Below are 12286 nucleotides of genomic sequence, written 5' to 3'. Positions count from 1 at the left end.
CCCCGCGCCCTGCGCGAGCCGGGGCGTCGACCGGCCGCAACGCCGATCGGGGGAGCGGCTTGCCGGGCCGGCGCTGCCCATGCGGCCGCCCTCCCCTCCAAATGGGTTCCAGCAGAACTACGGTGACGCCCAGTTAGCTGCCCTTCGTGCCGTCGGATTCGGATTCGGATTCGGGGCCGGGGTCGGATTCGGAGCCGGGGTCGGATTCAGGTCCGGGTTCGGGCTCGGGGCGTCACCGCTCCGTATGCGTCAGGATCGCGGCGGCCAGCGGGGCGTGGACGGCCGGCGGGAGGGCGTGGCCCATGCCCGGGATCTCGACGAGGCGGGCGTTGCCGACGGTCTGGGCGAGGTGCTGGGGGTGCGGGGGCGGGAAGACGGGCTCGGCGGGGGCGGCGATGACGAGGGTGGGGACCTGGTTCTTGGCGAGCTCGTCGGTGCGGAGCAGGCCGTTGTGGTCGGCGCGGCCGTGCGCGGTGCCGACGCGGTAGTGACCGGTGTGCTCGATGACGCGGCGCTCGAGGGCGCGGAAGTGGTCGGCGTCGAAGGGGAGTTGGTCACCGGCGAGTACCCGCCAGTGTGCGACGCGGCGTTCCACTTCCGCCGCCGGCCCGTGGTCCTCGACGGGGCGGGCCCACAGCTCCAGGACCTCGGGCGCGATCCCGGGGAGCTCGCCGGCCGGGACCGTGGTGCCGTCGGGGCGGGTGTAGGGGGTGGTGCTGAGGGCGCTGGTGCCCATGAGGGTGGCGCTGATCCACCGGTCGGGGTGGTCGGCAACGGCCAACTGGGCCAGCATGCCGCCGAGGGAGAGCCCGACAAGGTGCGCCCGCTCGATGCCGAGCCCGTCCAGGACGGCGATCACGTCCTCGGCGAGGTCGGCGATGCGATACGGCTGCCGCTCGAACGGCCAGCTGGAACGACCGGTGTCGCGGTGGTCGTAGCGGATAACCCGGTGGTGTGCGGCAAGCGCGTCAACCAGGGGGTCGGGCCAGCCGACGCCGGTCGCCTGGGCGCCCATGACCAGGAGCAAGGGGGGCGCGTCGGCGGGCCCGCGCTGTTCGGTCCACAGACGGATTCCGGGGGTGGAGGCTTCGATGAACTGCTGCACGGCCGGTCCTGTTCGTAGAGGGGGCGGAGAAGGGTTGACGGAGGCGCGACGAGCTGAGCGCGACGAGACGTATCGTCTCGTCTTGCGGTGATCGTGTCAAGGAACGGGGGCCGGAGGGCGAAGATCGTAAACTTACTTTGCAGTAAAGGGGCGGGATGGAAGGGCATTCAGCGTGGGCGCTGTGAAGGGCAAGCGGGTTCCGCGGGCGATCCGGGAGCGGCAGATGCTGGATGCGGCGGTACGCACGTTCGCCCGGCGCGGCTACCGGGCGGCTTCGATGGACGAGATCGCCGAGGCCGCCGGGGTCTCCAAGCCGCTGGTCTATCTCTATCTGCATTCCAAGGACGAGCTGTTCAGTGCGGTCATCCGGCGGGAGTCGGCGGCGCTGGTGGAGGCCGTGACGGCGGCCGTCGAGCCGGAGGCGCCGGCCGACCGGCAGCTGTGGAGCGGGCTGAAGGGGTTCTTCGCGCACACCGCCGCGCATCCCGAGGGGTGGGCGGTGCTGCATCAGCAGGCCCGTACGCACGGCGAGCCGTTCGCGCCCGAAGTGGCCGCGATGCGGGCCGAGATCGTGGAGTTCGTTACGGGGCTGATCGGCGCGGCCGCCAAGGAGGCGGGCTGCGCCGGGGAACTGGCCGAGCGCGAGGTGGCCGGCCTCGCGCATGCGCTGGTCGGCGCGGCCGAGTCGCTCGCGGAATGGGCCAACGTCCGCAAGGACGAGGGCGCGTCGGGAGAGTGGGAGCGCCCGGCGGCAAAGGACACGGCGGCCACGTTGATGAACTTCGCCTGGGCCGGGCTGGGCCGCCTGATGGGTGGCGAACGCTGGACGCCGGACGGCTGACGCGGGCGGTCCATCGCCGGCGACCGGTGCCCCGATGGCCACCGTCGACGCCCGGCCGCGGACGCATCCCTGACCCAACAGCCGTGGGTGGACAGGCGAGTTGCGGCCCACCCGACGGACGGATGACGGGTTCGCAACGGGCGCGTCCACAGCACACAGGCGCCAGTTAGACGGTCACCGTCCCGGAGAGATGTACCCGCCCGGCCGCCGTCCCGCTCCGCAGCTGAAAGGCGCAGCCCGCGCCGTCCCCCGGGTCCTGCTGCGCGTACGAGACGGTGGCGGGCAGCAGCACCGGGGCGCGGAACATGGCCGCGAGGCGTACGGAAGGCGCCCCGGCCGGTACGGCCTCCGCGGCGCACCGGGCCGCCGTCCACATGCCATGGGCGATGGCGCGGCGAAAGCCGAGCGGGCGGGCGGTGAGCGGATGGAGGTGGATGGGGTTGTAGTCCCCTGAGACGGCCGCATGGCGGCGGCCGAGGTCCGCGGGGAGCGACCATTCGGCCCGTACGGGGAGGATGTGGCGGTCGGTTTCGGGCCGGGCCTCGGCCTCGGGTTGGGCGGACGGGTCCCGAGGCCCGTCCGTCACCCGGTGCCGCGCCAGATAGCCGCTGCGGTCCGCCCACACCAGCCGCCCCGCGCGCCGTACCTCCGTCGTCATCACGACTTCGGTGCCGCGTCGATGGGCGCGCAACTGCGCGGCGTACACGGTCAGTTCGAGCCGGTCGCCGATGTCCAGCGCCGCGTACTGCTCGATCTCGAGGGTCGTATGCACCAGCCCGAGCAGCGGCAACGGGAAGGCGCGGGCGCTCATCAGGCGGGCGGCGAGCGGGAAGCCGAGGATGTGCGGATAGGTCAGAGGCAGCGGCCCGGCGGCGGGAAACCCACAGATCTGGGCGTACGCGGCGACCTTGGCCGGGTCGATCCGGGCGACGGGCAGGACCAGGCGGGTGGGCGGCAGTGCGGCGTCCGGATGCGGGCGCTTGCCGATGCCGGTCAGTACGCCTTTGCCCAGGGCGGGCATCAGCCGCGGAGCCCGGCGTGGCTCGGTGGGGTCCGAGGGACGCAGGTGGCGGGCGAGGAAGCGGCCGGGGCCGGAATTGGTGAGGCGAAGGTAGCGATCGGGCATTGGCCTGCTCCTGGTCCTCGCGTAAATTTACTTCGAAGTAAGGTTACTGGCGGGTCAGAGAGTTGGTCGAGGATGAACGCTGCCGGCGGGCCGAGAGCGGGACCGGTGACGGGCGGACGACGGGCCGGCGCCGGAGTCCATGCCCGGCAGCGCAACTTCCGTCCCCATGCGGAGCGTTACGCCCCGCGACGGCAGCCGCATCCCTTTCGTCCTCCGTCCGCTCCCCCCTCGGCTTGGCTGCTCATGGCCCCCAGCCCGTAACCCCTAACCCCAGCCTGTAGCCCTCAGCCCGTAGCCCTCAGCCACAGCTTCGTGCGCCCCCCACGCGCCCCCTCAGCAAGAACGCGCCGCCAACTCGCCCCGATTTCGCGGAAGAATTGAGGAGCCGCCCGTGTTCAGCCAGGAAAGCGCCGTCCCCCGAACCGCCGCCCCGCAAACCGTCCCCGCCCCCGCCCTCACAGAGCCGCAGAAGACCCTCCTCAACGGCACCGTCCGCGAGGCCTTCGTCCCTGCCCTCGCCCCGCCCGTCCGCACCGGCTCCCTCGGCGACATCCCCTTCATCAACGCCGCCGAGGCCCCCGCCGATGTCGTCCTGGCCCGCAAGCAGCCGAGCGGCGCCTGGCGCGACATCACCGCCGCGGAATTCGCCGCCGAGGTCCGGGCGGTGGCCAAAGGCCTCATTGCGCACGGCCTCCGCCCCGGCGACCGGCTCGCGATCATGGCCCGTACGACCTACGAGTGGACCCTGATCGACTTCGCCGCCTGGGCCGCCGGCCTGGTCACCGTCCCCATCTACCCGACCTCCTCCGCCCACCAGGCGCGATGGATCCTGCATGACTCCGCCGCCCGCGCCTGCGTCGTCGAGAACGTCGACGAAACCCGCCTGATCAGCGGCATCCGCAACGAACTCCCCACCCTCGACCACCTCTGGCAGTTCAACACGGGTGCCGTCTCCCAGCTCATATCCGCCGGGCGCGACCTCCCGGACGAGGCCGTGGACGAGCGCCGCGCCACCGTCGGCCCCGCCTCCCTCGCCACCCTCATCTACACCTCCGGCACCACCGGCCGCCCCAAGGGCTGCGCGCTCACCCACGCCAACTTCTTCGCCGAGGTCGACAACTCCGTCGAACTCCTCCACCCGGTCTTCAGGTCCGTCAGCGCCGAGCCCGCCGCCACTCTCCTCTTTCTCCCCCTCTCCCACGTCTTCGGCCGGATGGTCGCCATCGGCTGCCTGCGCGCCCGCGTCCGCCTCGGCCACGCCCCCAGCATCCAGACCGATGACCTGCTGGCGGACCTTGCGGCCTTCCAGCCGACCTTCCTCCTGGCCATCCCCTACGTCCTGGAAAAGGTCTTCAACACAGGCCGCGCCACCGCCGAAAAGATGGGCCGCGCCGCCTCCTTCGACCGCGCGGCCCGTATAGCCCGCTCCTACGGCGAGGCCGTCGAGGCCCAGGAACACGGAACCGGACCGGGACCCGGCCTCGCTCTCAAAGCCGCCCGCAAGCTCTACGACCCCCTCGTCTACCGCCGTATCCGGTCCGCCCTGGGCGGCAAGGTCCGCTACGCCATCTGCGGCGGCTCGCCGCTGGGCCACCGCCTCGCCGCCTTCTACTCCGGCGCCGGCATCGAGATCTTCGAGGGATACGGCCTGACGGAGACCACCGCCGCCGCGACCGTCACCCCGCCCCTCCGCCCCCGTATCGGCACGGTCGGGTGGCCGCTCCCCGGCGGCGCGGTCCGGATCGCCGACGACGGCGAGATCCTCCTCCGCGGCGGCCATGTCTTCACCGGCTACTGGGACGCGGCCACCGGTACGGCCACCCCGGTCACCGACCAGGACGGCTGGCTGCCCACCGGTGACCTGGGCGCCCTCGACGCGGACGGCTATCTGACGATCACCGGCCGCAAGAAGGAGATCATCGTGACCACGGGCGGCAAGAACATCGCCCCCGCCCCTCTGGAGGACCGCCTCCGCTCGCACCCGCTCGTCGGCCAGTGCATGGTCCTCGGCGACAATCGCCCGTACGTCACCGCCCTGATCACCCTCGACCCCGACGGCCTCTCCCACTGGCGCCAGATGACCAAGAAACGGGACGTCCCGCTCCCCGAACTCGTCCGCGACGAGCGCCTCCTGGCCGACCTCCAGCACGCCGTCGACGACGCCAACAGCCTCGTCTCCCGCGCCGAGTCCATCCGCCGCTTCGCCGTCCTTTCGGCCGAGTTCACGGCGGAAACCGGCCACCTCACCCCGTCCCTGAAACTCCGCCGGGCCGCCGTGGCCCGCGATTTCACCAAGGAGATCGAGGCCCTGTACGAGCGGCCCTGACCGTGCCCGCCCGGTCGCTCAACGCCGCCCACCGCCGCCGGACGCCCACTTGTTCAGCCGCCGCACGCTCTCCTCCAACGCCGCACGCCGCCCGGCATCTTCCTTCCGCTCCCTCGGCTCCCCCTCTTCTTCCCTCTTCTCGCTGCCCCTCTCCTCGCTCATCGCACCGCCACCCCATGGGTGGCCAACCAGAGATCCCGCCGCCCCCGCCGTGCGCGCCGCTCCCGCCATTCCTCGTCGGTCAGCAGATACGGCCGGACCAGGCAGCTGTCCTCGCCGCGCAGCGGGGTCTCGGCGGGGCGGCGGAACCTGCGCACCGGCGGTACGGAGGGGAGGGCGCGGGGTGGGCGTTCGTCCGGAGCGCCGGCCGCCGCCCGGCGCCGTCCGCATGCCGGAAGTAACCAACCCAGTACCAAGAGCGAGATCGTTCGGATATGGTCAGACATGCTTCTCAACCTCCAGGGGGTTGATGGCCAAGCCCCCGGACCGGTCACACGGTCGCGGGGGTGTTTCGGGACGTTGTCGGCATGCCTTACGTAAAGAAGGCGCCCCCCGCTATGGAGCCGGGGCGCTCGGCGCGTCAAACTGGAACCCCCGTGTCACCTCTGTGGGGGAGGTGGCACGGGGTCATTTATTTGCCGCGGCCTTACGGAGCGCGCCGGTCAGCTTGCGTGCCGTAGCGGTGTTGCAGTTCCCGAGCGCCACGAGCGAGACGCGGTAGCTGCCCGCGTAGGCCGGCAGCTCGACCCCGAGGGACGGCAGGGTGATGCCGTTGGCAGCGAGGGCGCTGCGGAGGGCTTCGGTGCAGTCGTCCACGTCGTCGACGTGGGTCAAGTCGTGATTGAGCATGGGCTTTCGCTCCCTGTGCGCATGGTGACGATCCGCTCACAGAGTGCCGCGGTGCGGCGTAGCGTGGAAGGAATTTCCCTTACGGCACGAGACCGTGGAACGGTGAGAAATGCCTGCACGCAAGGACGTTGACGGATCAGCGAGTGTCCCTGCCTTCTACGGCTCCGAGTTGCGCTGGAAGCGCGAGGACGCGGGCCTCACCCTCCAGGCGACCGTCGAGGGCATCTATTACGCGCCGAGCTACCTCAGCGAGATCGAACGCGGCCAGCGGCGCATGCCGTTGGACATGGCCGTCCATGTGGACCGTGTGCTGAAGACCGACGGGTTCTTCGAGCGGCGCTGCCAGGACGTACGCAAGGCGCGGATGGCCGGTCATGCCAACTATTTCGAGAAGGTCCTGGAAGCGGAGAAGCACGCGAAGACCATCGAGGAGTGGTGCCCCAGCGTCATTCCGGGTTTGCTGCAGACCGCGGCATACGCGGGGACCGTGGTGTTGGCAACGCACCCGCTGGCGTCCGACGAGGAGGTAGAGGAGAAGGTCAACGCGCGGATGGCACGGGCGCGTCTCTTCGAGGACGATCACAAGACCCCGATGTACTGGGCGATCCTGCACGAGTCGCTCCTGCGCGACCCGATCCTCCCGCCGGGGGAAATGGCCGAACAGCTGGAGCGCATCGCGTCGCTGGCACGGCGACGCCGGATCGTTCCACAGATCCTTCCGCGCAACCGGGGGCCGCATCCCTTCATGCTCGGAATGGCCAAGGTCATGACCTTTCCCGACGCGCCGCCGTTGGTGTACACGGAGTCGCTGCACAGCGGCGTCACCATCGACGATCCGGCGCTCGTGGAGGAGTACCGCAAGTCGTACGATCTGCTCAGGGCCGCCGCACTGCCACCCGAGGTGTCCCTGGCCATGATCGAGGCAGTGGCGGAGGACTACCGAAATGGCAAGCAGACAGATTGACTTGAGCGCCGCCACTTGGTGCAAGAGCAGTTACAGCAACGGCTCCGGCGGTGACTGCATCGAGGTCGCCGACGACATCCCCGGCCTCGTCCCCGTCCGCGACACCAAGACCGCCCCCAACGGCGGCCCCACCGTCCTCATTTCGGCCGCCGCCTGGACCCGCTTCGTCGCGGCTGTCAAGGACGACGCGTTTCACGCCTGAAGATGGCCGTCGGCGGCGAACGCTTCCAGCAGGTCTCCCGCTACGTGTCGGAGGATGACCCTTTCGGCTGGGCAGTCGGCTTTCCAGGTGAGGGCCGCGGTCATTTCCTTTCCGTGGGTTCCCTGCTCCTCGCCCCGTGGCGTTCCCTTCTTGGCCGCTTCTTGTTCTCTTACGGTTCCTCGTGTGTTTGGGCCGTTCCTTGCCCGCTTCTTGCCTGGTGTTCTGGCCGGCGGGGGAATTCGTGCGGGCTGCCGATCGTGGGGCGAGGGCGGCGTCGAGGCGTACGGGAAAAGGCAGGAGCCCCTCTCCCCACCGAAGTGGAGGAGCGGGGCTCCTTGGGTTTTGCTAAGTCGACCTAATGATTAAAGGTCGGACCGGGCAACTCAGACCGGCGTAACGTTCTCCGCCTGCGGGCCCTTCGGACCCTGCGTGACGTCGAAGTTCACCTGCTGGTTCTCCTCAAGGGAGCGGAAACCAGAGGCGTTGATCGCCGAGTAGTGGACGAAGACATCCGGGCCGCCGCCGTCCTGGGCGATGAAGCCGAAGCCCTTTTCAGCGTTGAACCACTTGACGGTTCCGGTAGCCATAAGCCCTCCTTGGGCCAAAGGGTTGCCCTGCTCCAGAACCTGCAAACAAGTCTGAAAACTACAAAAGCCTGCGGGTCACATGCTCCGCAGGCTCTGTACTGCAAGGGAAACCAAACTGCAACTTGCGCTGAGCCTAGCACGGTGCGCTCGTGAGGCGGAAGAGCCAAAGATCACGTTTAGTCGAGAGGCGCGGAGGCCATACGCAGCCCCCGCCGCGTTGCCCCAAGGGAGGCGGGTCTAGCCTCCGGCATGTGGACAATTCAACCTTTGGAGACGCACCCGCAGGCGCACCGGCCGACTACCGTCGGAGCCGGCCGCGGGTGGGCCACATCCAGTTCCTGAACTGCCTGCCCCTCTACTGGGGCCTCGCCCGTACGGGCACCCTGCTCGACCTGGACCTCACCAAGGACACCCCGGAGAAGCTCAGCGAGCAGCTGGTCCGCGGCGAGCTCGACATCGCGCCGGTGACGCTGGTGGAGTTCCTGCGGGCCGCGGATGATCTTGTCGCGTTCCCCGATCTGGCCGTCGGGTGCGACGGGCCGGTCATGTCCTGCGTGATCGTCTCGCAGAAGCCGCTGGAGAAGCTGGACGGCGCCCGGGTCGCCCTCGGGTCGACCTCGCGGACCTCCGTACGGCTGGCCCAGCTGCTGCTGGCCGAGAAGATCGGCGTGCGGCCCGAGTACTACAGCTGCCCGCCCGACCTCGGCCTGATGATGCAGGAGGCGGATGCCGCGGTGCTGATCGGCGATGCCGCGCTGCGCGCCAATCTGCACGACGCGCCCCGGCTCGGCCTGGAGGTGCACGACCTCGGGCAGATGTGGAAGGACTGGACGGGGCTGCCGTTCGTCTTCGCCGTATGGGCGACCCGGCGCGACTACCTGGAGCGCGAGCCCCTCGTCGTACAGAAGGTGCACGAGGCGTTTCTGGCCTCGCGCGATCTGTCGCTGGAGGAGGTCGGCAAGGTCGCCGAGCAGGCCGCCCGCTGGGAGACCTTCGACGAGCCGGTGCTGGAGCGCTACTTCACGACGCTGGACTTCCGTTTCGGGACCGACCAGCTGCGCGGCGTGACGGAATTCGCTCGGCGGGTCGGGCCGACGACCGGGTTCCCGGCCGATGTGAAGGTCGAGCTGCTGGGCGGCTAGCCGCCGGCGGCCGGTGCCGGGCCGCGCAGCACCTTGCTGATGCCCTCCAGGGTGGCTTCCCGCATTCCTCGGATGTAGCTCTTGGCGTCGTGGCCGCCACCCTGGATGACGTGGAGACGGGCCGTGACCGGGCCCGTTCCGTCTCCGTACTTCCGCACGAAGCGTTCGAGAGCGGCGCGGCCGCCTTCCTCGGTGCCGATCTGGAACTCGATGTGGACGGGGGGAGCGTCCGGGCGGGCGGCGAGCCGCTCGGCCAGGAGCCCGGGGTCGTTGGCCCGCATCTCCTTCTCGTGGCCGCGCCAGAGGGGGGAGTCCGGGCGGGTGTCCGGGCCGGAGGCGATGACCGCCGCGAAGCGGTCCGGGTGCTGGAGGACCTGCTTGAGGCCGGCGAAACCGCCGGAGGAGGAGCCCATGAAGGCCCAGCCGTTGCGGTCGGCGTACGTCCGGAAATTGGCTTTGACCAGGTCGGGGACGTCGTCCGACATCCAGGTGCCCATTTTCGGCTGCCCGGGTATGTCGCTGCCGTCGTAGTAGTGGTCCGCGTCCGGGTTCAGGACGGGCATGACGACGAGGAAGGGTTTGCTCCGGCCCGCCGTCACCATGTCGCTGACGGTGCTCTGGAGTTTCAGGTCGGTGCCCATCCAGTAATTCACGGGGTAGCCGGGGCCGCCGGGGAGGGCGATCAGCACCGGAAAGGCGCTGTTGCGGTAGCGGTCCTCGTAGTACTCCTTGGGCGCCCAGACCCAGACCTTGCCGGTGAAGCCGGATTTCTTGCCGTGCAGCGTCGTGACGCCGATCTTGGTGCCGTCGTCGAGGGTGTTGGCCGTACGGAATTCCGACCGGGGGCCGGTGGGCATGCGGACCGTGGGGTCGGCGGGAGCGGACGCGGGGGCGGGCCGGTCGGGGGCGTCGAAGGACAGGGGCTCGCCCTCGTCGGAGAACGCATCGAGATGGACCAGGACGGGGAGGACTGCGGCGAGGCAGACGGCCATGATGGCGGCGCCGATGAGGAGCGGCCGCCTTCTGCGCGGGCGGCGCGCGCGGTGCGAGGAAGCAGAGGGGTGCGGGGCTTGCGGGGCGTGCGAGGGGTGCGGGGGATGCACGGACGTACTCCGGACGGTCGCGCTGCCGCATGGGGCAGATGGGGCAAGTGGGGGAGTTGTGGGGACTTACGCCCTGTTTGATGCGGAAAGCGGGGTGGAGGTTTCCGGTGACCGCGCATGACATGGGTCATAAGCTGAGGTGCGCATACGCAGGGGGAGGCAAGCCATGGAGCCGCTGGCGGCGGACGATCCACGGGTCCTGGGCGGATACCGGTTGCTGGGCCGTCTCGGCGCCGGCGGGATGGGGCGGGTCTACGTCGGGCGGAGCGAGGGCGGCCGCACGGTCGCGGTGAAGGTCGTCCATGCGCAGTTCGCGGTCGACGACCAGTTCCGGGCCCGTTTCCGGCGGGAGATCGAGTCGGCGCGGCGGGTGGGCGGCGCCTGGACCCCGCCCGTCCTGGATGCCGACCCGGACGCGTCCCTTCCCTGGATCGCCACCGGATATGTCGCGGGCCCCTCGCTCGCGCAGGCCGTCGCCGATGTCGGGCCGCTGGCCGAGCACTCCGTACGGGCCCTGGGCGCGGGGCTGGCCGAGGCGCTCACCGCCGTCCATGCGCTCGGACTGGTGCACCGGGACGTCAAGCCGTCCAATGTGCTGCTGACCCTCGACGGACCGCTGCTGATCGACTTCGGGATCGCGCGCGCCACGGAGGCGACGGCCTCGCTGACCTCCACCGGGGTCTCGGTCGGATCGCCCGGATACATGGCGCCCGAGCAGATCGCGGGGAAGGGCGCGACGGGGGCCGCGGACGTCTTCTCGCTGGGAGCGGTACTGGCCTACGCGGCGACCGGGGTCAGCCCCTTCTCGGGGGACTCGTCGGCCGCGCTGCTCTACAAGGTGGTGCACGAGGAGCCGGAGCTGGGTTCTCAGCTCACCGGCGAACTGCGGGAGTTGGTGGCGTCCTGCCTGTCCAAGGACCCCGCCGGCCGGCCCGCCCCGGAGGAGCTCGCGGCGCGGCTCGCGGGGGAGGGCAGCGGCGGGGCCGCCGCGCTGGTGCGCGCCGGATGGCTGCCCGGCGCGGTCGTGGAGCAGGTCAGCCGCCGGGCGGTGGAGCTGCTGAATCTGGAGGCGGAAGCGGGAGCGGGGGTGGGGGCGCCGGGTGCGGCCTCGCCGAGCGGGGTGTTCGGGCCGCCGGACCCTTCGTACGGGGCGGGGGCGGATCCCTCGTACGGGCCGCCCTCCGGCCTGGTGCCGTTCGAGGCGGAGGCGACCGGCCCCGGTGCCGGTGGCGCGCCCACGCAGGCTCCCGGTGTTCCGGGCCGGCCGCCCGGCCCGCCCGCGGCCCCCTGGCCGGTCGCCGGGGTGGCCGCCGCCGAGGCACCGACCGCGGATCCGTCGCCCACCGCCCGCAAGGAGCGGCGGATCGCGCTGTCCGGGGAGGTCGGCGGCAAGCAGCAGCCGCGCCGGGTGAGCTGCGCGCTGGTGCTGTCGGTCGCCGGTGCGCTGGCCGCCGCGACGACCGCGACATTCGTGTTCCATCTGCTGCCGGGCGATCCGGGGAACCGGGACACGGCCGGGGCCGGACCACCGTCCAGGAAGACGCCGACGGGCGGGCCCGCCACGCCGGGGGACGGATCCGGTGAGCCGGCCGTCGCCAAGGGCTTCCTCGGCACCTGGACCGGCAGTGTGACGACGGCGCGCGGCATGCCCAACGGCAAGATGACCAGCGTCATCAAGCCAGGTGGCAAGGGGGATTACGTCATTCACACCGTGTACGACGTGGTGCTGGTGCAGTGCGAGGCCAAGGCGAAGCTGGAGTCGGCCACCAAGGACGAACTGGTGCTCGTGGAGCGTCCGGACGGCAAGCAGGGGCCGGGCTGTACGGGCAACAAGTCCCGTGTCACCTACACGCTCGGCGAGGACGGCCGCACGCTCGGCTTCGCCTCGGACGACGACGCGGGCGGGACGCCGAAGGCGACGCTGACCCGGGAGTCCGGGCCGTGACGCGGCGGCCGGGCACGGTGGGCGGCCGCCTCCGCCGCCCGGCCGACAGTGAGGCTGTCGGACCCCTGACGTACGCTGGGTCAGTCGTGATGCCAG

General features: G+C 70.9%; 12 protein-coding genes. 6 read left to right on the top strand and 6 right to left on the bottom strand.

The window, feature by feature from the left end:
• Positions 1-232: 232 nt before the first annotated feature.
• The gene (locus ACIRPT_RS11970; protein WP_403825650.1) at positions 233-1105 is read right to left on the bottom strand and encodes an alpha/beta fold hydrolase; all 873 of its coding nucleotides are present in this window, start codon (positions 1103-1105) and stop codon (positions 233-235) included.
• Between the two features lie 172 nt (positions 1106-1277).
• Here ACIRPT_RS11970 and ACIRPT_RS11965 point away from each other — a divergent pair, with 172 nt between their 5' ends.
• Positions 1278-1946, top strand: coding sequence for a TetR/AcrR family transcriptional regulator (locus tag ACIRPT_RS11965; RefSeq protein WP_403505883.1), 669 nt, complete (start codon positions 1278-1280; stop codon positions 1944-1946).
• Positions 1947-2112: 166 nt separating this feature from the next.
• On the opposite strand, the gene ACIRPT_RS11960 is transcribed toward ACIRPT_RS11965, so the two are convergent.
• On the bottom strand, positions 2113-2967 hold the full coding sequence (locus tag ACIRPT_RS11960) for a MaoC family dehydratase (protein ID WP_403825912.1): 855 nt from the start codon (positions 2965-2967) through the stop codon (positions 2113-2115).
• 496 nt (positions 2968-3463) lie between these two features.
• Here ACIRPT_RS11960 and ACIRPT_RS11955 point away from each other — a divergent pair, with 496 nt between their 5' ends.
• Entirely contained in the window at positions 3464-5398 is a 1935-nt protein-coding gene (locus ACIRPT_RS11955) for an AMP-dependent synthetase/ligase (RefSeq protein ID WP_403825647.1), read from the top strand.
• Between the two features lie 158 nt (positions 5399-5556).
• Here ACIRPT_RS11955 and ACIRPT_RS11950 read toward each other — a convergent pair whose 3' ends face one another.
• Positions 5557-5844, bottom strand: a complete 288-nt coding sequence (locus ACIRPT_RS11950; protein WP_403825644.1) for a hypothetical protein — start codon at positions 5842-5844, stop codon at positions 5557-5559.
• 181 nt (positions 5845-6025) lie between these two features.
• A complete protein-coding gene (locus tag ACIRPT_RS11945) occupies positions 6026-6247 on the bottom strand; it encodes a hypothetical protein (RefSeq protein ID WP_403505873.1) in 222 nt (73 codons plus the stop codon).
• 109 nt (positions 6248-6356) lie between these two features.
• On the opposite strand from ACIRPT_RS11945, the gene ACIRPT_RS11940 reads away from it, so the two are divergent.
• On the top strand, positions 6357-7211 hold the full coding sequence (locus ACIRPT_RS11940) for a helix-turn-helix transcriptional regulator (protein ID WP_403505871.1): 855 nt from the start codon (positions 6357-6359) through the stop codon (positions 7209-7211).
• Entirely contained in the window at positions 7192-7413 is a 222-nt protein-coding gene (locus tag ACIRPT_RS11935) for a DUF397 domain-containing protein (RefSeq protein ID WP_403505869.1), read from the top strand. Before ACIRPT_RS11940 ends, ACIRPT_RS11935 begins: the two co-directional genes overlap by 20 nt.
• A gap of 383 nt (positions 7414-7796) precedes the next feature.
• On the opposite strand, the gene ACIRPT_RS11930 is transcribed toward ACIRPT_RS11935, so the two are convergent.
• The gene (locus ACIRPT_RS11930) at positions 7797-8000 is read right to left on the bottom strand and encodes a cold-shock protein (protein ID WP_003984261.1); all 204 of its coding nucleotides are present in this window, start codon (positions 7998-8000) and stop codon (positions 7797-7799) included.
• Between the two features lie 251 nt (positions 8001-8251).
• Here ACIRPT_RS11930 and ACIRPT_RS11925 point away from each other — a divergent pair, with 251 nt between their 5' ends.
• On the top strand, positions 8252-9142 hold the full coding sequence (locus ACIRPT_RS11925; RefSeq protein ID WP_403825639.1) for a menaquinone biosynthetic enzyme MqnA/MqnD family protein: 891 nt from the start codon (positions 8252-8254) through the stop codon (positions 9140-9142).
• On the opposite strand, the gene ACIRPT_RS11920 is transcribed toward ACIRPT_RS11925, so the two are convergent.
• Complete coding sequence (locus tag ACIRPT_RS11920) at positions 9139-10245, bottom strand: alpha/beta hydrolase (protein WP_403825636.1); 1107 nt, start codon at positions 10243-10245, stop codon at positions 9139-9141. The genes ACIRPT_RS11925 and ACIRPT_RS11920 overlap by 4 nt on opposite strands.
• Before the next feature lie 166 nt (positions 10246-10411).
• Between ACIRPT_RS11920 and ACIRPT_RS11915 the strand changes: the two genes are divergently transcribed.
• Positions 10412-12190 carry a serine/threonine-protein kinase gene (locus ACIRPT_RS11915; RefSeq protein ID WP_403825633.1) on the top strand — a complete coding sequence of 593 codons (1779 nt, stop codon included), beginning with the start codon at positions 10412-10414 and terminating at the stop codon, positions 12188-12190.
• The last annotated feature ends 96 nt before the right edge of the window (positions 12191-12286 follow it).

The organism is Streptomyces sp. NPDC101227 (assembly GCF_044767545.1).
Lineage (GTDB): Bacteria > Actinomycetota > Actinomycetes > Streptomycetales > Streptomycetaceae > Streptomyces.
This window is presented reverse-complemented; position numbering and strand designations above follow the sequence as displayed.